The organism is Solwaraspora sp. WMMD406 (genome assembly GCF_029626025.1).
In the GTDB taxonomy this organism is placed as follows: Bacteria; Actinomycetota; Actinomycetes; order Mycobacteriales; family Micromonosporaceae; genus Micromonospora_E.
Map to the genome: position 1 here is coordinate 1338383 of NZ_JARUBF010000001.1, position 23389 is coordinate 1361771.

General features: G+C 68.7%; 35 protein-coding genes and 1 pseudogene. 35 read left to right on the plus strand and 1 reads right to left on the minus strand.

The window, feature by feature from the left end:
- Positions 1 to 201: 201 nt before the first annotated feature.
- The 33 genes and pseudogenes from rpsJ to truA all read left to right on the plus strand — a co-directional run bounded on the left by rpsJ (position 202) and on the right by truA (position 19610).
- A complete protein-coding gene (gene rpsJ, locus O7632_RS06000; protein ID WP_007073037.1) occupies positions 202 to 510 on the plus strand; it encodes a 30S ribosomal protein S10 in 309 nt (102 codons plus the stop codon).
- A 10-nt stretch (positions 511 to 520) separates the two neighbouring features.
- On the plus strand, positions 521 to 1186 hold the full coding sequence (rplC, locus tag O7632_RS06005; protein WP_278112086.1) for a 50S ribosomal protein L3: 666 nt from the start codon (positions 521 to 523) through the stop codon (positions 1184 to 1186).
- Positions 1183 to 1842, plus strand: coding sequence for a 50S ribosomal protein L4 (gene rplD, locus O7632_RS06010; protein ID WP_278112088.1), 660 nt, complete (start codon positions 1183 to 1185; stop codon positions 1840 to 1842). Before rplC ends, rplD begins: the two co-directional genes overlap by 4 nt.
- The gene (gene rplW / locus O7632_RS06015; RefSeq protein ID WP_278112090.1) at positions 1839 to 2141 is read left to right on the plus strand and encodes a 50S ribosomal protein L23; all 303 of its coding nucleotides are present in this window, start codon (positions 1839 to 1841) and stop codon (positions 2139 to 2141) included. The genes rplD and rplW overlap by 4 nt, the downstream gene beginning before the upstream one ends.
- A 12-nt stretch (positions 2142 to 2153) precedes the next feature.
- Positions 2154 to 2993, plus strand: a complete 840-nt coding sequence (rplB, locus tag O7632_RS06020) for a 50S ribosomal protein L2 (RefSeq protein WP_278112092.1) — start codon at positions 2154 to 2156, stop codon at positions 2991 to 2993.
- Positions 2994 to 3010: 17 nt separating this feature from the next.
- On the plus strand, positions 3011 to 3292 hold the full coding sequence (gene rpsS, locus O7632_RS06025) for a 30S ribosomal protein S19 (protein ID WP_278112094.1): 282 nt from the start codon (positions 3011 to 3013) through the stop codon (positions 3290 to 3292).
- Between the two features lie 37 nt (positions 3293 to 3329).
- A pseudogene (gene rplV / locus O7632_RS06030) lies at positions 3330 to 3782 on the plus strand (50S ribosomal protein L22); the annotation flags it as partial.
- 95 nt (positions 3783 to 3877) lie between these two features.
- Positions 3878 to 4744 (plus strand): 30S ribosomal protein S3, encoded by an 867-nt coding sequence (gene rpsC / locus O7632_RS06035; protein WP_278112095.1) that lies wholly within the window; start codon positions 3878 to 3880, stop codon positions 4742 to 4744.
- Positions 4745 to 4747: 3 nt separating this feature from the next.
- The gene (gene rplP / locus O7632_RS06040; RefSeq protein WP_123606142.1) at positions 4748 to 5173 is read left to right on the plus strand and encodes a 50S ribosomal protein L16; all 426 of its coding nucleotides are present in this window, start codon (positions 4748 to 4750) and stop codon (positions 5171 to 5173) included.
- A complete protein-coding gene (gene rpmC, locus O7632_RS06045) occupies positions 5173 to 5409 on the plus strand; it encodes a 50S ribosomal protein L29 (protein ID WP_278112098.1) in 237 nt (78 codons plus the stop codon). The genes rplP and rpmC overlap by 1 nt, the downstream gene beginning before the upstream one ends.
- Positions 5406 to 5696 (plus strand): 30S ribosomal protein S17, encoded by a 291-nt coding sequence (rpsQ, locus tag O7632_RS06050; protein ID WP_278112100.1) that lies wholly within the window; start codon positions 5406 to 5408, stop codon positions 5694 to 5696. Before rpmC ends, rpsQ begins: the two co-directional genes overlap by 4 nt.
- A gap of 130 nt (positions 5697 to 5826) precedes the next feature.
- Entirely contained in the window at positions 5827 to 6195 is a 369-nt protein-coding gene (gene rplN / locus O7632_RS06055; RefSeq protein WP_123606139.1) for a 50S ribosomal protein L14, read from the plus strand.
- A 3-nt stretch (positions 6196 to 6198) separates the two neighbouring features.
- A complete protein-coding gene (gene rplX / locus O7632_RS06060) occupies positions 6199 to 6513 on the plus strand; it encodes a 50S ribosomal protein L24 (RefSeq protein WP_278112102.1) in 315 nt (104 codons plus the stop codon).
- Entirely contained in the window at positions 6513 to 7082 is a 570-nt protein-coding gene (gene rplE, locus O7632_RS06065; protein ID WP_278112104.1) for a 50S ribosomal protein L5, read from the plus strand. Before rplX ends, rplE begins: the two co-directional genes overlap by 1 nt.
- Before the next feature lie 3 nt (positions 7083 to 7085).
- Positions 7086 to 7271, plus strand: a complete 186-nt coding sequence (locus tag O7632_RS06070; RefSeq protein WP_007465272.1) for a type Z 30S ribosomal protein S14 — start codon at positions 7086 to 7088, stop codon at positions 7269 to 7271.
- Positions 7272 to 7348: 77 nt separating this feature from the next.
- A complete protein-coding gene (gene rpsH / locus O7632_RS06075) occupies positions 7349 to 7756 on the plus strand; it encodes a 30S ribosomal protein S8 (protein WP_278112106.1) in 408 nt (135 codons plus the stop codon).
- Positions 7757 to 7773: 17 nt separating this feature from the next.
- Positions 7774 to 8316, plus strand: a complete 543-nt coding sequence (rplF, locus tag O7632_RS06080; RefSeq protein ID WP_278112107.1) for a 50S ribosomal protein L6 — start codon at positions 7774 to 7776, stop codon at positions 8314 to 8316.
- Positions 8317 to 8488: 172 nt separating this feature from the next.
- Positions 8489 to 8872 (plus strand): 50S ribosomal protein L18, encoded by a 384-nt coding sequence (rplR, locus tag O7632_RS06085; RefSeq protein ID WP_347403623.1) that lies wholly within the window; start codon positions 8489 to 8491, stop codon positions 8870 to 8872.
- 72 nt (positions 8873 to 8944) lie between these two features.
- Entirely contained in the window at positions 8945 to 9559 is a 615-nt protein-coding gene (gene rpsE / locus O7632_RS06090) for a 30S ribosomal protein S5 (protein WP_278112111.1), read from the plus strand.
- 28 nt (positions 9560 to 9587) lie between these two features.
- A complete protein-coding gene (rpmD, locus tag O7632_RS06095; RefSeq protein WP_018784560.1) occupies positions 9588 to 9770 on the plus strand; it encodes a 50S ribosomal protein L30 in 183 nt (60 codons plus the stop codon).
- On the plus strand, positions 9770 to 10213 hold the full coding sequence (rplO, locus tag O7632_RS06100; protein WP_278112113.1) for a 50S ribosomal protein L15: 444 nt from the start codon (positions 9770 to 9772) through the stop codon (positions 10211 to 10213). The genes rpmD and rplO overlap by 1 nt, the downstream gene beginning before the upstream one ends.
- Positions 10214 to 10446: 233 nt before the next feature.
- Positions 10447 to 11778, plus strand: coding sequence for a preprotein translocase subunit SecY (gene secY, locus O7632_RS06105; RefSeq protein ID WP_278119871.1), 1332 nt, complete (start codon positions 10447 to 10449; stop codon positions 11776 to 11778).
- Positions 11779 to 12432, plus strand: coding sequence for an adenylate kinase (locus O7632_RS06110; protein WP_278112114.1), 654 nt, complete (start codon positions 11779 to 11781; stop codon positions 12430 to 12432). It begins immediately after the preceding gene.
- 156 nt (positions 12433 to 12588) lie between these two features.
- On the plus strand, positions 12589 to 13437 hold the full coding sequence (gene map, locus O7632_RS06115; RefSeq protein WP_278112116.1) for a type I methionyl aminopeptidase: 849 nt from the start codon (positions 12589 to 12591) through the stop codon (positions 13435 to 13437).
- A 255-nt stretch (positions 13438 to 13692) separates the two neighbouring features.
- Positions 13693 to 14253 (plus strand): DUF1707 domain-containing protein, encoded by a 561-nt coding sequence (locus O7632_RS06120; protein ID WP_278112117.1) that lies wholly within the window; start codon positions 13693 to 13695, stop codon positions 14251 to 14253.
- 367 nt (positions 14254 to 14620) lie between these two features.
- A complete protein-coding gene (gene infA, locus O7632_RS06125) occupies positions 14621 to 14842 on the plus strand; it encodes a translation initiation factor IF-1 (protein WP_007073013.1) in 222 nt (73 codons plus the stop codon).
- A 90-nt stretch (positions 14843 to 14932) separates the two neighbouring features.
- Complete coding sequence (gene rpmJ, locus O7632_RS06130; protein WP_012184307.1) at positions 14933 to 15046, plus strand: 50S ribosomal protein L36; 114 nt, start codon at positions 14933 to 14935, stop codon at positions 15044 to 15046.
- Between the two features lie 250 nt (positions 15047 to 15296).
- Complete coding sequence (gene rpsM / locus O7632_RS06135) at positions 15297 to 15677, plus strand: 30S ribosomal protein S13 (RefSeq protein WP_278112118.1); 381 nt, start codon at positions 15297 to 15299, stop codon at positions 15675 to 15677.
- Positions 15678 to 15794: 117 nt separating this feature from the next.
- Positions 15795 to 16202 (plus strand): 30S ribosomal protein S11, encoded by a 408-nt coding sequence (gene rpsK / locus O7632_RS06140; RefSeq protein ID WP_007073011.1) that lies wholly within the window; start codon positions 15795 to 15797, stop codon positions 16200 to 16202.
- A gap of 14 nt (positions 16203 to 16216) precedes the next feature.
- Entirely contained in the window at positions 16217 to 16843 is a 627-nt protein-coding gene (gene rpsD, locus O7632_RS06145; protein ID WP_278112120.1) for a 30S ribosomal protein S4, read from the plus strand.
- A gap of 127 nt (positions 16844 to 16970) precedes the next feature.
- The gene (locus O7632_RS06150; RefSeq protein ID WP_278112122.1) at positions 16971 to 17993 is read left to right on the plus strand and encodes a DNA-directed RNA polymerase subunit alpha; all 1023 of its coding nucleotides are present in this window, start codon (positions 16971 to 16973) and stop codon (positions 17991 to 17993) included.
- A 34-nt stretch (positions 17994 to 18027) separates the two neighbouring features.
- Complete coding sequence (rplQ, locus tag O7632_RS06155; protein WP_278112124.1) at positions 18028 to 18603, plus strand: 50S ribosomal protein L17; 576 nt, start codon at positions 18028 to 18030, stop codon at positions 18601 to 18603.
- Between the two features lie 170 nt (positions 18604 to 18773).
- On the plus strand, positions 18774 to 19610 hold the full coding sequence (gene truA / locus O7632_RS06160; protein ID WP_278112125.1) for a tRNA pseudouridine(38-40) synthase TruA: 837 nt from the start codon (positions 18774 to 18776) through the stop codon (positions 19608 to 19610).
- A gap of 24 nt (positions 19611 to 19634) precedes the next feature.
- Here truA and O7632_RS06165 read toward each other — a convergent pair whose 3' ends face one another.
- On the minus strand, positions 19635 to 20375 hold the full coding sequence (locus tag O7632_RS06165; RefSeq protein WP_278112127.1) for a hypothetical protein: 741 nt from the start codon (positions 20373 to 20375) through the stop codon (positions 19635 to 19637).
- A gap of 554 nt (positions 20376 to 20929) precedes the next feature.
- On the opposite strand from O7632_RS06165, the gene O7632_RS06170 reads away from it, so the two are divergent.
- Both O7632_RS06170 and O7632_RS06175 read left to right on the plus strand, forming a co-directional pair.
- Positions 20930 to 21535: a methyltransferase gene (locus tag O7632_RS06170; RefSeq protein ID WP_278112129.1), complete on the plus strand. Its 606-nt coding sequence runs from the start codon at positions 20930 to 20932 to the stop codon at positions 21533 to 21535.
- 106 nt (positions 21536 to 21641) lie between these two features.
- A complete protein-coding gene (locus O7632_RS06175; RefSeq protein WP_278112130.1) occupies positions 21642 to 23372 on the plus strand; it encodes an ATP-binding cassette domain-containing protein in 1731 nt (576 codons plus the stop codon).
- The last annotated feature ends 17 nt before the right edge of the window (positions 23373 to 23389 follow it).

The window sequence follows — 23389 nt, forward strand, 5'->3', positions numbered from 1 at the left end:
AGGACCCAAGCGGCGGGGTTTCGCCTCCGTGGGACCAGATCGTTCCGGATCAGACGGGGCGGAGCTTGACCCACGATTGCGACACGCCCGACCGCGGGGGTCGGACACACGAGTAAACGGCAGCGCCGGGGTCCGACCGGCGGTATCCGCTCCGGCGAGCGGGCTCCATTGCGGGCGGAGAGAGAAGGAACAGAAGCCACCATGGCGGGACAGAAGATCCGCATCCGGCTCAAGGCCTATGACCACGAGGTCGTGGACTCCTCGGCGCGGAAGATCGTCGAAACGGTGACGCGAACCGGCGCGCAGGTCGCAGGCCCGGTGCCGCTGCCCACTGAGATCAACCGTTTCTGCGTCATCCGTTCGCCGCACAAGTACAAGGACTCGCGCGAGCACTTCGAGATGCGCACGCACAAGCGTCTGATCGACATCATCGACCCGACCCCGAAGACGGTCGATTCGCTGATGCGCCTCGACCTGCCGGCTGGCGTCGACATCGAGATCAAGCTGTAGGGACCGGACAATGGACAGGCAAGTGAAGGGCATCCTGGGCGCCAAGCTCGGCATGACCCAGGTCTGGGACAACAACCGGGTCGTACCGGTGACCGTGGTGCAGGCCGGCCCGTGTGTGGTGACCCAGGTGCGCACCTCCGACAAGGACGGCTATTCCGCGGTCCAGCTCGCGTTCGGCGCGGTGGACCCGCGCAAGGTGAACAAGCCGAAATCCGGCCACTTCGCCAAGTCCGGCGTGGCGCCGCGGCGGCACATCGTGGAGCTGCGCACCACCGACGCCAGCGAGTACGAGCTGGGTCAGGAGGTGACGGTGGACACCTTCGAGACCGGTGCCCGCATCGACGTCACCGGCCGGACCAAGGGCAAGGGCTTCGCCGGTGTGATGAAGCGGCACGGCTTCCACGGCCTGCGCGCCAGCCACGGTGTCGAGCGCAAGCACCGCTCGCCCGGCTCCATCGGCGCCTGCGCGACCCCCGGTCGCGTCTTCAAGGGCGTCCGGATGGCCGGCCGCATGGGCAGTGTGCGATACACCGTGCAGAACCTCGTCGTGCAGGCGGTCGACCCGGAGAACAACCTGCTGCTCGTCAAGGGTGCCATCCCCGGCCCCAAGGGCGCGTTGATTCTGGTCCGCAGCGCGGCGAAGGCCCAGGCGAAGAAGGGCGGTGTCGCTAAATGACCACTGTTGACGTGATCAACGCCGAGGGTGCCAAGAGCGGCACCGTCGAACTGCCGGGCGAGGTCTTCGACGCACAGGCCAACATCGCCCTGATGCACCAGGTCGTGGTCGCCCAGCTCGCCGCCGCGCGGCAGGGCACCCACAAGACCAAGACCCGGGGCGAGGTCGCCGGCGGCGGCAAGAAGCCGTACAAGCAGAAGGGCACCGGCCGGGCCCGCCAGGGCTCGATCCGGGCTCCGCAGTTCGCCGGTGGTGGCGTGGTGCACGGCCCGGTCCCGCGTGACTACAGCCAGCGGACCCCCAAGAAGATGAAGGCCGCCGCCCTGCGCGGGGCCCTGTCCGACCGGGCCCGCTCTGGCCAGCTGCACGTGATCGAGGCCTTCGTCGGTGGCGACAAGCCGTCGACCAAGGCCGCGCTCACCGCGCTTCGCAAGATCACCGAGGCGAAGCGGGTGCTGGTCGTGCTGAGCGCCACCGACGAGCTGAACTGGCTGTCGTTGCGCAACCTGCGCAACAGCACCCCGCTCGTGCACCTGATCGAGGTCGGGCAACTCAACACCTACGACGTGTTGGTCGCCGACGACGTGGTCTTCACCAAGGAAGCCCTCGACCAGTTCCTGGGCACTCCGGCGCAGACCGAGGAGGGCGACAAGTGAGCACGATCGCTGACCCGCGCGACATCATCGTGGCGCCGGTGGTCTCGGAGAAAAGCTACGGCGAGCTGAACAGGAACTGGTACACGTTCCTGGTCCACCCGGACGCCAACAAGACCCAGATCAAGATCGCGATCCAGCAGATCTTCGACGTCCGGGTGCTGACGGTGAACACGCTCAACCGTGAAGGCAAGCGCAAGCGGACCCGTACCGGCTTCGGTCAGCGCAAGGCGACCAAGCGGGCGATGGTGAAGCTGGCTGACGGTGACCGCATCGAGGCCTTCGGCGGCCCGGTCAGCTGAGGGGTGTAGACAATGCCAATCCGTAAGTACAAGCCGACGACGGCGGGCCGCCGTGGTTCGTCCGTGGCCGACTTCGCCGAGATCACCCGGTCCACGCCGGAGAAGTCCCTACTGGTGCCGCTGCCGAAGAAGGGCGGGCGCAACGCGCACGGCCGGATCACCGCGCGGCACCACGGCGGTGGCCACAAGCGTCAGTACCGCCTGATCGACTTCAAGCGGGTGGACAAGGACGGCGTACCGGCCAAGGTCGCGCACATCGAGTACGACCCCAACCGGACCGCCCGGATCGCACTGCTGCACTATGCCGACGGCGAGAAGCGCTACATCATCGCGCCGAAGGACCTCAAGCAGGGCGACACCGTCGAGTCCGGCCCCGGTGCCGACATCAAGCCCGGCAACAACCTGCCGCTGCGCAACATCCCGGTGGGTTCGACGATCCACGGGGTGGAGCTGCGTCCGGGTGGCGGTGCCAAGCTGGCCCGCTCGGCCGGCGTCGGCATCCAGCTGCTCGGCCGGGAAGGCGCGTACGCCACGCTGCGGATGCCCTCCGGTGAGATCCGCCGGGTCGACGTGCGCTGCCGGGCCACCGTCGGTGAGATCGGCAACGCCGACCAGTCAAACATCAACTGGGGCAAGGCCGGCCGCATGCGGTGGAAGGGCAAGCGCCCGACCGTCCGTGGCGTCGCGATGAACCCGGTCGACCACCCGCACGGTGGTGGTGAAGGCAAGACCTCCGGTGGTCGCCACCCGGTGAACCCGCAGGGTAAGCCGGAGGGCCGGACCCGCCGTAAGGGCCAGCCGAGTGACCGGCTGATCGTCCGCCGCCGCTACGCCACCCGCAAGCGCGGCTAGAAGGAGTCTGGGACAACATGCCTCGCAGCCTGAAGAAGGGCCCGTTCGTCGACGACCACCTGATGAAGAAGGTGGAGACGCAGAACGACAAGGGCTCGAAGAACGTCATCAAGACCTGGTCGCGGCGCTCGACGATCACCCCGGAGATGCTCGGGCACACGATCGCCGTGCACGACGGGCGCAAGCACGTACCGGTGTTCGTCACCGAGTCGATGGTCGGGCACAAGCTCGGCGAGTTTGCCCTGACCCGCACCTTCAAGGGTCACGAGAAGGACGACCGCAAGAGCCGTCGGCGCTGAGTCGCGGGCACGGATAGAGGATCAAGGGGTTACAGCGATGCCAGGTAAAGGCGACGCTCCGGTGCTTCCGGGCGCGCGGGCGGTTGCGCGGCACGTGCGCATCTCGCCGATGAAGGCGCGCCGGGTGGTAAACCTCGTCCGCGGTCTGCCCGCGAAGGAGGCGCTCACCATCCTGCAGTTCGCGCCGCAGGCCGCCAGCGAGCAGGTGTACAAGGTCGTGGCCAGCGCGATCGCCAACGCGGAGAACAACGAGCAGCTGGACCCCGACGCTCTGCTGATCAGCGAGGCGTTCGTGGACGAGGGTCCGACGCTGAAGCGGTTCCGGCCGCGGGCGCAGGGCCGGGCGTACCGGATCCGCAAGCGGACCTGCCACATCACCGTCGCGGTCGAGGCGGTCGCTCCGGCGACCCCGACCCGCCGGGCAGGTGGCAAGGCCCAGCCGGCGAAGGCGGCCAAGGCGACGAAGAAGGCCCAGCCGGCTGCGGCTGAGCAGGAGACCGCCGAGCAGGAGACCACGGCGCAGAGCACGTCGGCGACCACTGAGCCGGCCGGCGGCAAGCAGAGCAGCACGGAGGGTGCCGAGTAATGGGTCAGAAAGTTCACCCGCACGGGTTCCGGCTTGGCATCTCGACCGACTGGAAGTCACGCTGGTACGCCGACAAGCTCTACAAGGACTACATCGCCGAGGACGTGAAGATCCGTCGGATGATGGCCAAGGGCCTGGAGCGCGCCGGTATCTCCAAGGTGGACATCGAGCGGACCCGGGACCGGGTACGGGTCGACATCCACACCGCTCGCCCGGGGATCGTCATCGGCCGTAAGGGAGCCGAGGCGGACCGGATCCGTGGCCAGCTGGAGAAGCTCACCGGCAAGCAGGTTCAGCTCAACATCCTCGAGGTGAAGAGCCCCGAATCGGACGCGCAGCTCGTCGCCCAGGGCGTGGCGGAGCAGCTGTCCAGCCGGGTCAGCTTCCGGCGGGCCATGCGTAAGGCCATGCAGTCGGCGATGAAGAACCCGATCGTCAAGGGCATCCGGGTGCAGGTGTCGGGCCGCCTCGGCGGCGCCGAGATGAGCCGGACCGAGTTCTACCGCGAAGGCCGGGTGCCGCTGCACACGCTGCGGGCCAACATCGAGTACGGCTTCTTCGAGGCCCGGACCACCTTCGGCCGGATCGGCGTGAAGGTCTGGATCTACAAGGGCGACGCCGTACCGGGTCGGGAGGCCCCGGCCGAGGCGCCGAGCCGTCCGCGACGGGAACGCCCGGAGCGGCCGCGCCGTGGCAGGTCCGGCTCCAGCGGCACCACCGCCGGCGGAACCGAGGCCGGCCGGGCGGCTGCCGCGGAGATCTCCGCCGGCCCGTCGACCACGACCAGCAGTGCCGCGCCGGCTGACGCCGCGCCGGCCACTCCGGCCGCCTCGGCCGGAGCGGACAGCTCAGTGCAGGAGGGCTGACAGATGCTGATCCCGCGCAAGCCTCCGAAGGGCTTCCGCAAGCCGCATCACCCGAGCCGTACCGGTGCCGCCAAGGGTGGCACCCGGGTGGTGTTCGGCGAGTTCGGTATCCAGGCGCTCGAGCCGGCGTACGTGACCAACCGGCAGATCGAGTCGGCGCGTATCGCGATGACCCGCCACATCAAGCGTGGCGGCAAGGTCTGGATCACGGTCTTCCCGGACCAGGCGCTGACCAAGAAGCCGGCCGAAACCCGAATGGGCTCCGGTAAGGGCTCACCCGAGTGGTGGGTCGCCAACATCAAGCCGGGACGGGTGCTCTTCGAGATGTCCTTCCCGAACGAGCAGATCGCACGTGAAGCGATGCGTCGTGCGATTCACAAGCTCCCGATGAAGTGCCGCATCGTGACGCGCGAAGTGGGTGAAAGCTGATGGCAGCGGGCGTTCCGGCCGCCGAGCTGCGTGAACTCTCCGAAGAGGAGCTGGTCACGAAGCTGCGGGAGGCGAAGGCGGAGCTGTTCAACCTCCGCGTGCAGGCCGCGACCGGTCAGCTGGACAACAACCGTCGGCTGCAGGTGATCCGTCGGGAGATCGCCCGGATCTACACGATCATGCGTGAGCGTGAGTTGGGACTCTCCGCCGCGCCGACTGAGGTGGCTGCATCATGAGTGAGAACACCGCCCCCGAGCAGGGCACGACCGTGGCCCGGCCGCGCCGAAAGGTGCGCGAAGGGCTCGTGGTCAGCGACAAGATGGAAAAGACCGTCGTCGTCGAGGTCGAGGACCGGGTCAAGCACCGGCTGTACGGCAAGGTCATGCGCCGTACCAGCAAGTTGAAGGCGCATGACGAGCAGAACGCCTGCGGGATCGGCGACCGGGTGCTGCTGATGGAGACCCGGCCGCTGTCGGCGACCAAGCGGTGGCGGGTCGTCGAGATCCTCGAAAAGGCGAAGTAGCCGAGCGGCCCGTACCCCGCCGGTGGCGGCGGTCGGGCTCATCGGGTCCGGATGACAGCCCGCGCGTCGCGCGGACCAGGTTCTTCCAAGCTCCGGGAGACCGGAGGACTGGCAGACATAGGAGATAGACGTGATCCAGCAGGAGTCGCGACTGCGTGTCGCCGACAACACGGGTGCCCGGGAGATCCTGTGCATTCGTGTGCTCGGCGGCTCCGGTCGGCGCTACGCAGGCATCGGTGACGTGATCGTCGGGACGGTCAAGGACGCGATCCCCGGCGCCGGTGTGAAGAAGGGCGACGTGGTCAAGGCCGTCGTCGTCCGGACCGCGAAGGAGAAGCGGCGGCCCGACGGGTCGTACATCCGTTTCGACGAGAACGCTGCCGTCATCATCAAGGACGGTGGGGACCCGCGCGGTACCCGCATCTTCGGCCCGGTCGGGCGTGAGCTGCGGGACAAGCGGTTCATGAAGATCATTTCTTTGGCGCCGGAGGTGCTGTAGACCGTGAAGGTGAAGAAGGGCGACACGGTCGTCGTCATCGCCGGTAAGGACAAGGGTGCCAAGGGCAAGGTCATCGCGGCCTACCCTCGGCAGGACAAGGTCCTCGTCGAAGGCGTGAACCGGATCAAGAAGCACACCCGCATCCAGACCACCCAGCGTGGCGGCCAGACCGGTGGCATCGTCACCCAGGAAGCCCCGATCCACGTCTCGAACGTGCAGGTCCTCGACTCCGACGGCAAGCCGACCCGGGTCGGCTACCGGTTCGACGACAGCGGCCAGAAGGTCCGGATCGCGCGTAGCAACGGTAAGGATCTGTGATGACCACCGCTACCCAGACCAGGCCGGCACCGCGCCTCAAGCAGCGGTACCGCGACGAGATCATCGCGCAGCTGCGGGAGCAGCACGGCTACGCGAACCCGATGCAGGTTCCCGGACTCGTCAAGATCGTGGTGAACATGGGTGTCGGCGACGCCGCCCGGGACGCCAAGTTGATCGACGGCGCATTGCGTGACCTGGCCACGATCACCGGCCAGAAGCCGCAGGTCCGCCGGGCGACCAAGTCGATCGCCCAGTTCAAGCTCCGCGAGGGAATGCCGATCGGTGCCAAGGTCACCCTGCGGGGGGACAGGATGTGGGAGTTCCTGGACCGGCTGCTGTCGATCGCGCTGCCCCGTATCCGGGACTTCCGTGGGCTCGACGGGCGCAAGCTCGACGGCAACGGCAACTACACGTTCGGCTTGACCGAGCAGTCGGTGTTCCACGAGATCGACCAGGACCGGATCGACCGTACCCGGGGCATGGACATCACGGTGGTGACCACCGCCAAGACCGACGACGAGGGCCGGGCGCTGCTCAAGCTCCTGGGCTTCCCGTTCAAGGAGAACTGAGCAATGGCCAAGAAGGCGCTGATCATCAAGGCTGCCGCGAAGCCGAAGTTCTCGGTTCGCGCGTACACCCGTTGCCAGCGGTGCGGGCGTCCGAAGGCGGTGTACCGCAAGTTCGGCCTCTGCCGGGTGTGCATCCGGGAGATGGCGCACCGCGGTGAGCTGCCCGGCGTGTCCAAGGCTTCCTGGTAACCCAGCTTGACAGGTCTTCGCCGTAGGCCTGGCGGTACAGCCGTCGGGAACCCCGGCGAGAAAGGTTGACGAGACCCATGACGATGACCGACCCGATCGCAGACATGCTGACCCGTCTGCGCAACGCCAACCAGGCGTACCACGACCGGGTGACGATGCCGTACTCGAAGATCAAGGCGAACATCGCCGAGGTCCTCAAGGCTGAGGGCTACATCTCGACCTGGCAGGTCGAGGAGCCCGCCGAGGGCGTTGTCGGCCGCCGCCTGGTGGTCGATCTGAAGTACGGCCAGAACCGGGAGCGTAGTCTCGCCGGGATCAAGCGCGTGTCCAAGCCGGGTCTGCGGGTGTACGCCAAGTCGGATGAGCTGCCGCGGGTGCTCGGTGGCCTGGGCGTGGCGATCATTTCGACGTCCCAGGGGCTGCTCACCGACCGGCAGGCCCGTAAGCGGAGCGTTGGCGGGGAAGTCCTCGCCTTCGTCTGGTAATCGGGAGACTGGTAACAATGTCGCGTATTGGACGTAAGTCGATCCCGGTGCCGTCCGGCGTCGATGTCAAGATCGACGGCCAGACCGTAACGGTCAAGGGCCCGAAGGGCGAACTGGCCCACGTCGTACCGGAGCCGCTCACGGTCGACCGGGCCGAGGACGGTCAGCTGCAGATCAGCCGCCCCAACGACGAGCGCCGGGCCAAGGAACTGCACGGCCTGACCCGCACGCTGGTGGCCAACATGATCGTCGGGGTGACCGACGGCTACCGCAAGACCCTGGAGATCGCCGGTACGGGTTACCGGGTCACCGCCAAGGGCAAGGATCTGGAGTTCGCGCTCGGGTTCTCGCACCCGGTGCTGGTGCCGGCCCCGGAAGGGATCACTTTCACGGTGGAGCGGCCGACGCTGTTCCACGTCGCCGGCATCAACAAGTGGCAGGTCGGCGAGGTGGCCGCCAACATCCGGAAGATCCGCCCGCCGGAGCCGTACAAGGGCAAGGGTGTGAAGTACCAGGGCGAGGTCATCCGCCGCAAGGCCGGAAAGGCCGGTAAGAAGTGAGTGCGAGGAGCGAGCTTGCGAGCCCCGCAGTCACGAACAGTGTGGGTGCGGTGAGTGCGAGGAGCGAGCTTGCGAGCCCCGCAGTCACGAACAGTGTGGGTGCGGTGAGTGCGAGGAGCGAGCTTGCGAGCCCCGCAGTCACGAACGGAGGGAAAGCACAGTGAGCGCTACGTTGTTGAAGCGTCGGGCGGGTGGCAGCGCCTCTGCGCGCCGCTCGATCGGCCGCGCGCGCCGGCATTTCCGGGTGCGCAAGAACATCAACGGTACGGCCGAGCGGCCGCGGCTGGTGGTCACCCGTTCCCTCAAGCACATCGTCGCCCAGATCGTCGACGACACCAAGGGGCACACCCTGGCGTCCGCGTCGACGATGGACGCCTCGCTGCGCGGCACCGCCGGTGCCAAGAGCGAGCTGGCCGGCAAGGTGGGCACGCTGCTTGCCGAGCGGGCCAAGGCGGCAGGTATTTCCAAGGTCGTGTTCGACCGTGGGGGCAACCGGTACGCGGGGCGGATCGCCGCGCTGGCCACCGCCGCCCGCGAAGCCGGACTCGAGTTCTAACGGTCGTCTGATGCGAGTGCAGACGACGCAGATCGAAGCAAACCCCGTCACGAGTAGGAAGGAAGGCTGCTGATGCCAGGTCAACAGCGTCGTGGCGGCGGGTCCGGTGGCAGCGAAGGTGGTCGCCGCGACAACCGCCGTGAGGGCGGTCGCGGCAACGCGCCCGTCGAGAAGACTCCACACCTGGAGCGGGTCGTCGCGATCAACCGGGTCGCCAAGGTGGTCAAGGGTGGTCGGCGTTTCAGCTTCACCGCCCTGGTGATCGTGGGCGACGGCGACGGTACGGTCGGTGTGGGCTACGGCAAGGCCAAGGAGGTGCCTGCGGCGATCGCCAAGGGCGTCGAGGAGGCCAAGAAGCACTTCTTCAAGGTGCCTCGGATCGCCGCGTCGATCCCGCACCCGGTGCAGGGCGAGGACGCGGCCGGTGTGGTGCTGCTCAAGCCGGCGAGCGCCGGTACGGGTGTCATCGCCGGTGGTCCGGTGCGTGCGGTGCTGGAGTGCGCGGGCATCCACGATGTGCTTTCCAAGAGCCTCGGCTCGTCCAACCCGATCAACATCGTGCACGCCACGGTGGCCGCGCTGAAGAGCCTGGAGGCTCCGGAGGCGGTGGCGGCCCGTCGCGGTCTGCCGGTTGAGGACGTGGCGCCAGCCGCGATGCTCGCGTCCCGCGCGGGCGCGGGGGCGTGACAGCGACGATGAACGGAGGGCGGCTGGCATGGCACGTCTGAAGGTGACCCAGGTCCGGTCCGAGATCGGGACCAAGCGCAACCAGCGGGAGTCGCTGCGGTCGCTTGGGCTGAAGCGGATCAACGACGTGGTGGTCAAGGAGGACCGGCCCGAGATCCGGGGCATGATCTTCACCGTGAACCACCTCGTGAAGGTCGAGGAGGTCGAGTAATGACGATCAAGGTCCATCACCTCCGGCCGGCGCCGGGATCCAAGACCGCGAAGACCCGGGTGGGTCGCGGTGAGGGTTCCAAGGGCAAGACCGCCGGTCGGGGAACCAAGGGGTCCAAGGCCCGGAAGAACATCTCGGCGGCGTTCGAGGGTGGGCAGATGCCCATCCACATGCGCCTGCCGAAGCTCAAGGGCTTCAAGAACCGGTTCAAGGTCGTCTACCAGGTGGTCAACCTGGACCGGTTGGCCGAACTCTTCCCTGACGGTGGAGAGGTCGGTCCGGCTCAGTTGGTCGAGGCTGGCGCGGTCCGCAAGGGCCAGCCGGTCAAGATCCTGGGCAGCGGAGAACTCGGCGGGGTGTCTCTCCAGGTGTCGGCGCACGCGTTCAGCGGGGCCGCCCAGGAGAAGATCACCGCTGCTGGCGGTACGGTTACCGAGCTCTGATCGGTCAGCTTGGACGTGGCGCTCGGTCAGTTGCGTACGACTGACGGGCGCCACGGCCTACTGGCGAGGCTTCAACCCCGTTAATATCGGGGTCGGTGTATGTTCTAGGGCGCGCCTGCCCAGACAGACGCCGGACTGTTAGAGTCCGATGCCAGTCATTGATATCGGGCACCCCGCACACCCACCCCGACCCGCCAGGACATCCGGCGGCCACCTCGCGCAGGAGGAAGAAGTTGCTCTCCGCCTTTCTCAGTGCGTTCCGCACGCCTGACCTGCGCAAGAAGCTGCTGTTCACGGTCTTCATCGTGGCGGTATACCGGCTGGGGGCCACGCTGCCCAGTCCCGGTGTGTCGTACGGGAACGTGCAGCAGTGCATCACCGCCATGGAGAGCGGTGACGCCAGCGGCGTGTTCACGCTGCTGAACCTCTTCTCCGGTGGCGCGCTGCTGTCACTGTCGGTCTTCGCGCTGGGCATCATGCCCTACATCACCGCGTCGATCATCCTGCAGCTGCTGACCGTCGTGATTCCGCGGCTGGAGCAGCTCCGCAAGGAGGGTCAGTCCGGGCAGGCCAAGATCACCCAGTACACCCGGTACCTGACCCTGGGGCTGGGCATCCTGCAGGCGTCGGCCTTCGTCGCGCTGGCCCGCTCCGGTCAGCTGTTCAACAACATGTGCGACCAGTGGCCGATCATCCCGGACGGGACTGGCCTGCCGACCTGGCTGACGTTGGTCGTCCTGGTGATCACCATGACCGCCGGTACCGGCGTCGTGATGTGGCTGGGTGAGCTGATCACCGACCGGGGTGTCGGCAACGGCATGTCCGTGCTGATCTTCACCTCGATCGCGGCCCGGCTGCCGAGCGAGGGCTGGGCGATCAAGAACACCCACGGTTGGGGGATGTTCGGCCTGGTCTTGGTCTTGGTCCTGGTGGTCATCACCGCGGTGGTCTTTATCGAGCAGGCACAGCGCCGGATCCCGGTTCAGTACGCCAAGCGGATGATCGGCCGACGGATGTACGGCGGCACCTCGACCTACATCCCGCTGAAGGTCAACCAGGCCGGTGTCATCCCGGTGATCTTTGCCTCGTCGGTGCTCTACCTGCCGCAGTTGGGCCTGCAGTTCTTCGATCCAAACGACCCGGGCCAGATCCAGGCGTGGATCCAGAACAACCTGGCGAACCCGACCAGCCCGATCTACATCATCACTTACTTCTTCATGATCATCTTCTTCACGTACTTCTACGTGTCGATCACGTTCAACCCGACCGAGGTCGCGGAGAACATGAAGAAGTACGGCGGCTTCGTCCCCGGCATCCGGCCTGGTCGGCCGACCGCCGAGTACCTCGATTTCATCCTTAGCCGGATCACCCTCCCCGGTGCCCTCTACCTCGGCCTCATCTCCGTCCTGCCGAACTTCTTCTTCATCTGGCTGGACAGTGACCAGTACGTGAACTTCCCGTTCGGTGGCACCGCGGTGCTCATCATGGTCGGCGTCGGCCTGGAAACCGTGAAGCAGATCGAGAGCCAACTTATGCAGCGGAACTACGAAGGGTTCCTCCGGTAGATGAGGCTGGTACTGGTCGGTCCCCCCGGGGCGGGGAAGGGGACCCAGGCCGAGTTCATCGCCGCTCACCTGGCCGTGCCCAAAATCTCGACCGGGGACATCTTCCGGGCCAACGTCACCCAGGGCACGCCCTTGGGCGTCGAGGCCAAGCGCTACATGGACGCCGGCAAGCTGGTTCCGGACGAGGTGACCATCAACATGGTCCGGGACCGGCTGGCCGAGCCGGACGCCAACGACGGCTTCCTGCTCGACGGATTCCCACGCACGACGCCGCAGGCGGCCGCCTTGGACAAGCTGCTGGCCGATCTCGGCACCGCGTTGGATCTGGTGCTGGAACTCGTGGTCGACGACGACGAGGTGATCCGGCGGCTGTCCGGCCGGCGTACCTGCCGTGGTTGCGGCAAGATCTGGCATGTCGAGTTCGACGCCCCGGCCACCGAGGGCCGCTGCGACCGGTGCGGTGCCGAACTGTTCCAGCGTGACGACGACAAGCCGGAGACCATCGCCCGGCGGCTCGAGGAGTACGCCGAGAAGACGGCGCCGCTCGTCGACTACTACGGGGCCCAGGGCAAGCTGGTCGGCATCGACGCGACCGGGCCGGTCGAGGACGTCACCGTACGCGCGATCGACGCCCTGCGCTCGTACGGCGGGTAGGATCGCGCTCGGCGAAGGCGACGGTGATGGCCGGCCACGTCGCCGACGGGCAACGACCCGACGTCGGCGGTGACAGGACGACTGGAACGCGGCAGTCGACCTCTGCGGCCGGTGGCAGGACGGTCAGTTCTGCCGTACGGGAGACGAAGGAGCGGGATGCGCCGTCAGCAGCTGGACATACAGCTGAAGACCCCGGACCAGATCGACCGGATGCGGGCCGCTGGCCTGGTGGTCGCCGATGCGCTGGCCCGGATGCGGGCCGCCATCGCACCCGGGGTCAGCACAGCGGACCTCGACGCCATCGCCGAAGCGACCATCCGGGACGCTGGCGCGGTGCCGTCGTTCAAGGGCTACCACGGTTATCCGGCGACGATCTGCTCCTCGGTCAACCAGCAGATCGTGCACGCGATCCCGGCACCGGACCAGGTGCTGCGCGAGGGTGACATCGTGTCGGTCGACTGCGGCGCGATCCTGGACGGCTGGCACGGCGACGCCGCCTTCACCGCCGGGGTGGGTGAGATCAGCCCGGAACTGTCGCGGATGGCCGAGGTCGCCGCCGACGCCTTGTGGGCGGGTATCGCCGCCGCCGCTCGCGGGTCGGCCAGCGGCCGCGGTCGACTCACCGACATCTCGTACGCCGTGGAACGTGCCATCCGGGCCGGCGGCCGCTACGGCATCGTGGAAGGCTACGGCGGGCACGGCATCGGCACCGAGATGCATCAGGATCCGCACGTGCTCAACTACGGTCGGCCGGGGAAGGGCCCGCGTCTGGTGCCCGGCATGGCCCTGGCGATCGAGCCGATGATCACGCTCGGTTCGCCGAAGACCGAGGAGCTCGCCGACGGCTGGACCGTGGTGACCCGGGACGGTTCGATGGCGGTGCACGTCGAGCATTCGATCGCGCTCCTGCCGGACGGCGTCTGGGTGTTGACCGAGCCGGACGGCGGTCGGTCCCGGCTGGGTGACCTGGTCACCGCCCGACAGCCGGCGGAGTCGACCCGGTGAGCTGCGCCACTCGGTCCTGATCCCGACCGCGCGGGCCCCGGTCTCCGCCGACTCGGCCCTGGCCTTGGCCACGCGGGCCCCGGTCTCCGCTGACTCGGCCCTGGCCTTGGCCGCGCGGGCCCAGCTCTCGGCCGACTCGGCTCTGATCTCGGCTGACTCGCCCTGGTCCCGGCCGCGCGAGCCTGAGTGGTGCCGCAGAGTTGGTCGGCACGCCCGCCCTGGCAGCGCTGGCGTCGGGGTGTCATGCTCGTAGCCATGGACCGGCGGGACGGCATGCGGGCAGGCGACTCCGACCGGGAGGCGGTCGCCGACCGGCTGCGGACCGCGTTGAGCGAAGGCCGGCTGGACATCACCGAGTTCGACGAGCGACTGCAGCGGGCCTACGCCGCCAAGACGTACGGTGATCTCAACGGCCTCCTGGACGACCTGCCGCCGCCGGCGGGCCTCGCGCAGTCGCAGCTCGTGCCGGTGTTCGCCGCTGACCTGCCGGCGGAGCACCTGCCCGGTCCGGACGGCCGGTACCCGGCCGCCACCCGTCGCTGGCTCGCCGATCAGTGGAACGGATACGGCTCGGTGGTGTCGATGACCATCGGCATCTGGGCGGTGATCAGCCTGATGTCCCAGGAGTGGCTCTACTTCTGGCCGGGCTGGGTGGCCGGTCCGTGGGGTGCCGTGCTGTTGGTGACCACGGTGCTGGGGCTGCTCAACGGTGAGCCGCAGCGCTGGGCCGGTAAGCAGGCGGCCCAGGAGCTCCGGAAGCGGGAGAAGGCCGAGCGCAAGCGGATCGAGCGGGAGGAAGGGCCGAGCCCGGCGTAGGTCCCGGCGGGCCTGCCGGCGCAGGCCGGTGGGTCGGACGGCCCCGGCGGTTTCGCCGTGTCGTACCCGCCTATCCGGTTTCACCGGATACCATGACACCCGGCGGGGTGCGGTTTGGTGTCCGCGTGGTGACCCGCGTACACTGATAGATCGGCGCACAGCGTCCACTCCAGCGTGCCTGCCCTGCGCTTCGGCAGGCCGCGTCTGTTCCACACCGTGGCGGGCTCTCGCTCGCTCGGCCGGAGGGCGGACTCGCTGGAGCCGCGGCTGGCGCGGCTGGATCGACACGGTCGACAGACAGTGTGGTCCGTCCGCGAATGGTGTTGTGAGCCGATCCCGAGCAACCGACGTCAGGACAGCGGAGGACATGCCGAAAAAAGACGGGGCCATCGAGATCGAAGGCCGGGTGATCGAGCCACTCCCGAACGCGATGTTCCGGGTGGAGCTCGCGAACGGCCACAAGGTGCTGGCTCACATCAGCGGCAAGATGCGGCAGCACTACATCCGCATCCTGCCCGAGGACCGGGTCGTCGTCGAGCTTTCGCCGTACGACCTGACCCGCGGGCGCATCGTCTATCGCTACAAGTAACCGCCTGGCGGCGGCCGGGGCGTCCCGTGTCCGTCCTCAAGCCCGGTCCGCCGCCGTGCGGTCAGGGCGTCAATGGAAGTAAGGCACACCGTGAAGGTCAAGCCGAGCGTCAAGAGGATCTGCAACAAGTGCCGGGTGATCCGCCGGCACGGCCGGGTGATGGTGATCTGCACCGACCCCCGGCACAAGCAGCGTCAGGGCTGACCCCCGGGGCCGTCCGGCATGGCCGGGCCGGCGACGGGGCGGCACTGGCGGCCGATCGCACACAACTGCACATGCTCTTCCCGGCCACGAGCGCAGCGGTGTCACGCACTCCGCCCGCCCTGTGGTCGACCCCCGGTCGGAGGCCGGGGCCCGGCACGCCGTACCCGCCCGTCGAGGTGGCCGGCATGGGCAGCCGGGATGGGACGGGCTCAGACCTCCGTGAGACACCATTTGAGGAGTACGCCCGCACATGGCACGTCTAGTCGGCGTCGATCTGCCCCGCGAGAAGCGGATGGAGATCGCGCTCACCTACATCTTCGGGATCGGTAGGACCCGCTCGATCGCCACGCTCGCCGCGACTGGCATCGACCCGAACAAGCGGGTCCGCGACCTCACCGACGAGGAGCTGGTCCAGCTCCGCGATCACATCGAAACCAGCTTCAAGGTCGAGGGTGACCTGCGTCGTGAGGTTCAGGCGGACATCCGCCGCAAGGTCGAGATCGGCTGCTACGAAGGGATCCGGCACCGTCGCGGACTTCCCGTCCGTGGCCAGCGCACCCGGACCAATGCCCGGACCCGTAAGGGCCCGAAGCGGACCGTCGCCGGCAAGAAGAAGCCGGGCAAGAAGTAATCCTGACGCGGTGTCCGGTCCGTGGTCGACGACCATCTACCGGATCGCCGTGGCAGAACGGGCCGTTACCGGGCTCGACCGGAAACCTGGATTGTTCAATAGGAGCGCAGAGAACTTATGCCACCGAAGGCTCGCGCCGGAGCCGCCGTCAAGAAGGTCCGGCGCAAGGAACGCAAGAACGTCGCCCACGGGCAGGCGCACATCAAGAGCACCTTCAACAACACCATCGTCTCGATCACCGACCCGACCGGTGCGGTGATCTCCTGGGCCTCCGCCGGCCAGGTCGGTTTCAAGGGCTCCCGCAAGTCGACTCCGTTCGCCGCGCAGCTGGCCGCCGAGGCGGCCGCCCGGCGGGCGATGGAGCACGGCATGCGCAAGGTCGACGTGTTCGTCAAGGGCCCCGGCTCTGGCCGGGAGACCGCCATCCGTTCGCTGCAGGCAGTCGGCCTGGAGGTCGGGCAGATCTCCGATGTCACGCCGCAGCCGCACAACGGGTGCCGTCCGCCGAAGCGTCGCCGGGTCTGAGAGGTTAGAGAGAGATGGCTCGTTACACCGGTGCTGACTGCCGCCGTTGCCGGCGGGAGAAGATGAAGCTGTTCCTCAAGGGCAGCAAGTGCGATGGGCCGAAGTGCCCGTTCGAATCCCGTCCGTTCCCGCCCGGCCAGCACGGCCGTGGCCGGACCAAGGAGACCGAGTACCTCCTCCAGCTCCGCGAGAAGCAGAAGGCCCGCCGGGTGTACGGCGTGCTGGAGAAGCAGTTCCGCGGCTACTACGAGGAAGCCGTGGCCAAGCAGGCCAAGACCGGCGAGGTGCTGCTGCAGATCCTGGAGTCGCGACTGGACAACGTGGTCTACCGGGCTGGCTACGCCAAGTCCCGGGACATGGCCCGTCAGCTGGTCAAGCACGGCCACTTCACGGTCAACGGCAAGAAGGTCGACATCCCGTCGTTCCGCGTCAAGGAGCACGACATCATCGAGGTGCGGACCAAGTCCAAGGAGCTGACCCCGTTCCTGGTTGCCCAGGGCGAGGCCGGTTCGCGGACGGTGCCGGCCTGGCTGGAGGCGATCCCCAGCCAGATGAAGATCCTCGTGCACACGCTCCCGGCCCGCCAGGTCATCGACACGCAGGTCCAGGAGCAGCTGATCGTCGAGCTCTACTCCAAGTGAGCCATCCCGTCGACGGGGGTCGCCGCCGCCGACCGACACCACGCTGCCGGTGCCGGCTGCGGCCTCCGCGACGGGCGTAGTACCGACGGGCGTCATATAGCGGGCGCCCCGACCCAAGGAGAAGTACGTGCTCATCAGCCAGCGGCCGACTCTGTCCGAGGAGTCGATCAGCGACACGAGGTCCCTGTTCACCATCGAGCCGTTGGAGCCGGGTTTCGGCTACACGCTCGGCAACTCGCTGCGGCGTACCCTGCTCAGCTCGATCCCGGGCGCGGCGGTCACCAGCATCAAGATCGACGGCGTGCTGCACGAGTTCACCACGATCCCCGGGGTCAAGGAGGACGTGGTCGAGCTGGTGATGAACGTCAAGGAGCTGTGCGTCAGCTCCGAGCACGACGAGCCGGTCAGTATGTACCTGCGCAAGCAGGGGCCGGGCGACGTCACCGCTGGTGACATCCAGCCGCCGGCCGGGGTCTCGGTGCACAACGCGGACCTCAAGCTGGCCACGCTCAACGGCAAGGGCCGCCTCGACATGGAGCTGACCGTCGAGCGGGGCCGGGGCTACGTCACCGCCGCGCAGAACAAGCAGGCCGGTGCCGAGATCGGCCGGATCCCGGTCGACTCGATCTACTCGCCGGTGCTCAAGGTGACGTACCGCGTCGAAGCGACCCGGGTCGAGCAGCGGACCGACTTCGACCGGCTGATCATCGACGTCGAGACCAAGGCGTCGATCGGACCGCGTACCGCGTTGGCCTCGGCCGGCTCCACCCTGGTCGAACTGTTCGGCCTGGCCCGCGAGCTGGACGAGACCGCCGAGGGCATCGACATCGGGCCGTCGCCGCAGGACGCCCAGCTCGCCGCCGATCTGGCGTTGCCGATCGAGGAGCTGGACCTGACCGTACGGTCGTACAACTGCCTCAAGCGCGAGGGCATCAACAGCGTCGGCGAGCTGATCGGGCGGACCGAAGCGGACCTCCTCGATATAAGGAATTTCGGTCAGAAGTCGATCGACGAGGTCAAGATGAAGCTCGCCGGGATGGGCCTGGGGCTGAAGGACTCGGCACCCAACTTCGACCCGGCACACGTCGTGGACTCCTTCAGCGAAGCCGACTACGACACCGACGACTACCGCGAGACCGAGCAGCTGTAACACCGGCTGCCGCCACCACTGAGGAGCACCAACCATGCCCACGCCCACCAAGGGCCCCCGCCTCGGCGGCAGCCCCGCGCACGAGCGGATGATGCTGGCCAACCTGGCCACTTCGCTGTTCCGGCACGGCAAGATCAAGACCACCGAGACCAAGGCGAAGCGGCTGCGTCCCCTCGCGGAGCAGCTGATCACCAAGGCCAAGCGGGGCGACCTGCACTCGCGCCGTCGGGTGCTCACCGTCGTGCGGGACAAGGACGTGGTCTTCGAACTGTTCGACCAGATCGCGCCCCGGTTCGCCAACCGTCCGGGTGGCTACACCCGGATCGTCAAGGCCGGTCCGCGTAAGGGCGACAACGCCCCGATGGCGATCATCGAGCTGGTCGAGGAGCTGGTGGTGACCACTCCGGCGCCGGCCAAGGCCGACCGCAAGTCCGCCGCCCAGCAGGACAAGGTGGAAGCGCTCGCCGGTGCCGACGAGGCCCCGGCCGCGCGGACCGACGCCGATACCGCAGCCGACCAGGACGCCGAGCCGCCGGTGTCGGCGTCCGGCGACACCGACACGGCCGCCAGCCAGGCCGCCCCGGCGGGCGAAGGCGACACCAAGGCCTGAACTGCGGACGGCACGGCCTGGTCGGCGACGACCACACCGGCGGGACCCGGCGCTGCGATGCGGTGCCGGGTCCCGTTGTCTTCGACCGTCGCCCGACCGTCGCCCGCCGTTGTCTTCGACCATCGCCCGACCGTCGCCCGACCATCGCCCGGACAAGCAGGGAGGACCAGGTGCAGGAAGGACATGTCCGGCTGCGGCTCGACGTCTCGTACGACGGAACCGAGTTTTCCGGCTGGGCGGTCCAACCGCAGCGGCGTACGGTCGCCGGGGTGGTGACCGAGGCGCTGGAGCGCGCGTTCGGGCCGGGCGTCGCCACCGGGCTGACCGTGGCCGGCCGTACCGACGCCGGGGTGCACGCGCTCGGGCAGGTCTGCCACATCGACGTACCCGCCGAGGTCTGGTCCGAGCGGGCCGACCGGCTGCTGCGCCGGCTGGCCGGTACGCTGCCCCGCGACGTACGCGTCCGGACGGTGACGCAGGTGCCGCCCGACTTCGACGCCCGCTTCTCCGCCACCTACCGGCGGTACGCCTACCGGGTCACCGACGCCGCGTACGGCGCGGATCCGCTGCGCCGCCACGACACCCTGGCCTGGCCACGGCCGCTGGACCTGACCGCGCTCAACGCGGCGGCCACCAGCCTGCTCGGGGAGCACGACTTCGCCGCCTACTGCCGGCGCAAGGAACATGCCACCACCATCCGCGCGATCACGAGGTTTGACTGGCGGCGCGACGCCGACGGCGTCCTGGTCGCCACCGTCGCGGCGGACGCGTTCTGTCAGGCGATGGTGCGCAGCCTGGTCGGTGCGATGCTCTTCGTCGGCGACGGGCGACGCCCGGTGAGCTGGCCGGGCAGCCTGCTGACCCGGCGGGAGCGCGCCAGTGAGATCACGGTGGCGCCACCGCACGGCCTGACCCTCGTCGAGGTGGGTTACCCGGCCGACGCCGCCCAGTACGCCGCCCGAGCCGTACTCACCCGTCGGCTCCGGCTGCCGAGCCAGAGCGTCTGACGGCGGACCTTTCTATCGGCGCGGTCAGGCCCCGTCGGAATCGAGCGGCTGGCGGGACCGTTTGTCCAGCACCTGCGTCTGCAGGTGCAGTTGCAGCATGTCGAACAGGATCTGCCGGGCGTACGGGTCGTCGTCCGCGACCGGCTCGCTGTCGCTGCGTGCGATCACGCAATAGGTCAGGAAGTGGCCCTGCGAGTGCCAGCCGACCTGAGCCGCCGCCAGTGCGATCGCTTCGGTACCCTCGTTGGCGATCATGCCTTGGAAGCGTCCGCGTTCCTCGTCGACGAGTGGCTTGATCCGGGCATGGGCCCACTCCGCGCCCGCCGCCTCCGCCAGATTGAACACGCCTGTGGTGATCAGGTATTCGCCGGTCGGGGAGCGCAGGGTGCCCCGGACGACCTGGCTGCAGCCGAGGTCGTCGAGGAGCTCGCCGATCTCGCCAGCGACGGCGGCCCGGCAGCGCTGCTCCGCCTGGGTCTTCAACAGCCGGTACGGGGGTTCCTGCGGGTCGATCGTGATGTCGCCGGCGGGGAAGACCTCTTCCACGGTCAACGGTTCCGGGTCGACGGCGCGCGAACTGATGTCGCGGGGGACCGCCGCCGCCGGAGCGTCAGCGGATGCCAGGCCGGCGGCGACGCGGCCGTTTCGCTCGTCGGCCACGATGAAGAACGACGACAGCCCGCAGACGCTGAGCATCACCAGGACCGACAGTCCGCTGATCACCACCTGCCACAGCTTGGTCGACGACCAGGCGGCGGGCACCATCGCGACCGGCTGCGGCCGTCCGGGTTGGTGTCGCAGTGGCTGTCGGGACCCCTGAGGCTGGCGTCGCAGCGGCTGCTGGGACCGTTGGTGCTGCTGGGACCGTTGGGGCTGGACGCGATAGGGCCGTGGCCGTCGGGCCGGCCTCGGTCGTGCGGTGCCGGCATCGCCGGCATGTCGACCGCGCTCGTACGGGCGGCGCGGGTCGTCGTACAGGTCGCCGTACGGATCGGCGTGCTGCTGATGGAAGAGCGGCTCGTGCCAGGACGGGTCGGGCCGTGACGGCTCGGGTGGCGACGGGTCGGGATCCGAGGATCCGGACCGACGTGGTGGCCAGCCACCAGCGTCGGATTCGTACCCGTACGTCATGTCGCACAGGGTAACGGACCTGGTGGCCCGAAAGCCCGTACCCAGGAGTGACGCCAAGCGAAGAGCGGACATTTCGGAATGGGCGGGGAAAGCGCTCGGGACCGTACCCCGGGACCGCGCCGCAGCCACGCCGCAGCCACGCGGTGACCGCTGAGCCCCCGCCGGACCCGCTGAGCGACAATGCCCCGGTGACCGGCGACCACTACTTCAGCCCGCAGCCCGGTGCTGCCGACATCCGCGCCGACGTCGAGTTCACGGTGGCCGGACGCGACTACGAGGTGACCGCCGGCGCTGGCGTGTTCTCCGCCGGCCGGCTCGATCCCGGCACCGCCGTACTGCTGCGCAAGGCCGCGCTGCCGACCCCCGCCGACCCTGGTCCCTTTCTCGATCTCGGCTGCGGGTACGGCCCGATCGCCTGCGTGCTGGCCGACCACGCGCCGACGGCCACCGTGTACGCGGTGGACGTGAACGCCCGGGCCCGAGAACTCGCGTCGGTCAACGCCGCCCGGCTCGGATTCGCCGACCGGGTTCGGGTGGCCGCCCCGGACGACGTACCGGACTCCGTGACGTTCACCCAGATCTGGTCCAACCCGCCGATCCGGATCGGCAAGGCGGAGTTGCACGCTCTGCTCGCCCGCTGGCTGCCCCGGCTCGCACCGGACGGCGTCGGCTGGCTGGTCATCGCCCGCTACCTCGGTGGCGACTCGGTCCAACGCTGGCTGGTCGACCAGGGCTGGCAGGTGCAGCGGTACGCCAGCCAGAAGGGCTACCGAGTGCTGCGGGTCACGCACTGACGCCACCTGATGGCCTGGCGGCTCGGCGGCTCGGTCGAATCTCGGAGATCTCCGGCGCGGCGAATCTCGGATGCTTTCGGCGGCGGGGATCCGGCACGATGCCAGGGTGGGATACGTGGACGTCGCCGGAGTCGGGTACGTGCTGCCCGACGGCCGTGAGCTCTTCGCCGATGTGTCGTTCCGAGTCGGCGAAGGGGCCAAGATCGCGTTGGTGGGGCCGAACGGCGCAGGCAAGACGACGCTGTTGCGGATGGTCGCCGGGGACCTGCCGGTGGTCACCGGATCGGTCGCCCGCTCCGGCGGCCTCGGCGTCATGCGACAGTTCATCGGCATGATCGGCGACGACCGTACCCTCGGCGACCTGGCGTTGTCGCTGGCCGCGCCGCCGCTGCGGGCGGCGGGGGAACGGCTCGCCGCCGCCGAACGGGCCGTGCACGCCGCCGAGGCCGTCGTCTCCGCACCCGGCGGGTCCGCCGGACGGACCTCCGGAGATGCCGCGTCGGCCGCCAACTCCGCCGCCGTCGAGAAAACCCAGATCGGGTACGCAAACGCCCTCGCCGCCTGGGGCGAGGCCGGCGGCTACGAGGCCGAAGTCGTCTTCGACACGGTGTCGACGATCGTGCTCGACCTGCCGTGGGAGCAGACCCGCGACCGTCCGGTACGGACACTGTCCGGTGGACAACAGAAGCGGTTCGCGCTGGAGTTGCTGCTGCGCGGCACCGACGAGGTGCTGCTGCTCGACGAGCCGGACAACTTCCTCGACGTACCGGGCAAGCGGTGGCTGGAGCAGCGGCTGCGCGAGTCGCACAAGTCGGTGCTCTACGTGTCGCACGACCGGGAACTGCTGGCCCAGACCGCCGACCGGGTGGTCGCCGTCGAAGGTGGATCGGCCTGGACCCATCCGAGCGGCTTCGCCAGCTGGCACGATGCCCGGATCGCCCGGCACGCCCGTCTGGAGGAGCAGCGGCGGCGCTGGGACGAGGAACACGAGAAGCTGCGCGAACTGATGCTGATGTACAAGCAGAAGGCCGCGTACAACGACGGGTTGGCCTCGCGCTATCAGGCCGCGCAGACCCGACTGCGAAAGTTCGAGGAGGCCGGGCCGCCGCCGCTGCCGCCGAAGGACCAGTCGCTGCGGATGCGGCTGTCCGGTGGCCGGACCGGGAAGCGGGCGGTGATCTGCGAACAGCTGGAACTCGACGGGCTGACGTACCCGTTCGATCTGGAGATCTGGTACGGCGACCGGGTCGCGGTGCTCGGCGCGAACGGCACCGGCAAGTCGCACTTCCTGCGGCTGCTGGCCGGCGGCGGGACCGACCCGGACCCGGCGAACGGGCCGGTGACCGGGGGCGCGGCCCTCGCGCCGGTGGCACACGACGGGGTGGCGCGGCTCGGCGCCCGGGTCCGGCCGGGTCACTTCTCGCAGACCCACGACCGGCCGGAACTGCTCGACCAGACCCTCGCCGACGTGCTGTGGCGCGGCGACGACCACCGGGCCGGAATGGACCGGCACGCGGCGATGGGCGTGCTGTCCCGCTACGACCTGGCCGGGCAGGGCGACCAGCGGTTCGGCACGCTGTCCGGTGGGCAGCAGGCTCGGTTCCTGGTGCTGTTGCTGGAGCTGTCCGGGGCGACGTTGCTGCTGCTGGACGAGCCGACCGACAACCTGGACCTGGCGTCGGCGGAGGCGCTGGAGGAAGGGCTCAAAGCCTTCGAGGGTACGGTGATCGCGGTCACTCACGACCGGTGGTTCACCCGGTCGTTCGACCGGTTCGTGCTGTTTCGCGGCGACGGCGAGGTGGTGGAGACACCGGAACCGGTCTGGGACGTCGGCTGAGCCCCGGCACGTCGCGC

Bases quoted from the DNA above. Each gene is read 5' to 3' on its own strand.
- O7632_RS06070 (WP_007465272.1), top strand. From the start codon at position 7,086: ATGGCCAAGAAGGCGCTGATCATCAAGGCTGCCGCGAAGCCGAAGTTC.
- rpsH (WP_278112106.1), top strand. From the start codon at position 7,349: ATGACGATGACCGACCCGATCGCAGACATGCTGACCCGTCTGCGCAAC.
- rpsQ (WP_278112100.1), top strand. From the start codon at position 5,406: ATGAGTGAGAACACCGCCCCCGAGCAGGGCACGACCGTGGCCCGGCCG.
- rpsJ (WP_007073037.1), top strand. From the start codon at position 202: ATGGCGGGACAGAAGATCCGCATCCGGCTCAAGGCCTATGACCACGAG.
- infA (WP_007073013.1), top strand. From the start codon at position 14,621: ATGCCGAAAAAAGACGGGGCCATCGAGATCGAAGGCCGGGTGATCGAG.
- rplB (WP_278112092.1), top strand. From the start codon at position 2,154: ATGCCAATCCGTAAGTACAAGCCGACGACGGCGGGCCGCCGTGGTTCG.
- rplQ (WP_278112124.1), top strand. From the start codon at position 18,028: ATGCCCACGCCCACCAAGGGCCCCCGCCTCGGCGGCAGCCCCGCGCAC.
- rpsK (WP_007073011.1), top strand. From the start codon at position 15,795: ATGCCACCGAAGGCTCGCGCCGGAGCCGCCGTCAAGAAGGTCCGGCGC.
- map (WP_278112116.1), top strand. From the start codon at position 12,589: ATGCGCCGTCAGCAGCTGGACATACAGCTGAAGACCCCGGACCAGATC.
- rpmD (WP_018784560.1), top strand. From the start codon at position 9,588: ATGGCACGTCTGAAGGTGACCCAGGTCCGGTCCGAGATCGGGACCAAG.
- rplP (WP_123606142.1), top strand. From the start codon at position 4,748: ATGCTGATCCCGCGCAAGCCTCCGAAGGGCTTCCGCAAGCCGCATCAC.
- rpsE (WP_278112111.1), top strand. From the start codon at position 8,945: ATGCCAGGTCAACAGCGTCGTGGCGGCGGGTCCGGTGGCAGCGAAGGT.
- O7632_RS06110 (WP_278112114.1), top strand. From the start codon at position 11,779: ATGAGGCTGGTACTGGTCGGTCCCCCCGGGGCGGGGAAGGGGACCCAG.
- rplD (WP_278112088.1), top strand. From the start codon at position 1,183: ATGACCACTGTTGACGTGATCAACGCCGAGGGTGCCAAGAGCGGCACC.
- rpsM (WP_278112118.1), top strand. From the start codon at position 15,297: ATGGCACGTCTAGTCGGCGTCGATCTGCCCCGCGAGAAGCGGATGGAG.
- rpmC (WP_278112098.1), top strand. From the start codon at position 5,173: ATGGCAGCGGGCGTTCCGGCCGCCGAGCTGCGTGAACTCTCCGAAGAG.
- rplC (WP_278112086.1), top strand. From the start codon at position 521: ATGGACAGGCAAGTGAAGGGCATCCTGGGCGCCAAGCTCGGCATGACC.
- rpsD (WP_278112120.1), top strand. From the start codon at position 16,217: ATGGCTCGTTACACCGGTGCTGACTGCCGCCGTTGCCGGCGGGAGAAG.
- O7632_RS06165 (WP_278112127.1), bottom strand. From the start codon at position 20,375: ATGGTGCCCGCCGCCTGGTCGTCGACCAAGCTGTGGCAGGTGGTGATC.
- rplO (WP_278112113.1), top strand. From the start codon at position 9,770: ATGACGATCAAGGTCCATCACCTCCGGCCGGCGCCGGGATCCAAGACC.
- rplF (WP_278112107.1), top strand. From the start codon at position 7,774: ATGTCGCGTATTGGACGTAAGTCGATCCCGGTGCCGTCCGGCGTCGAT.
- rpsS (WP_278112094.1), top strand. From the start codon at position 3,011: ATGCCTCGCAGCCTGAAGAAGGGCCCGTTCGTCGACGACCACCTGATG.
- rplE (WP_278112104.1), top strand. From the start codon at position 6,513: ATGACCACCGCTACCCAGACCAGGCCGGCACCGCGCCTCAAGCAGCGG.
- rpsC (WP_278112095.1), top strand. From the start codon at position 3,878: ATGGGTCAGAAAGTTCACCCGCACGGGTTCCGGCTTGGCATCTCGACC.
- O7632_RS06120 (WP_278112117.1), top strand. From the start codon at position 13,693: ATGGACCGGCGGGACGGCATGCGGGCAGGCGACTCCGACCGGGAGGCG.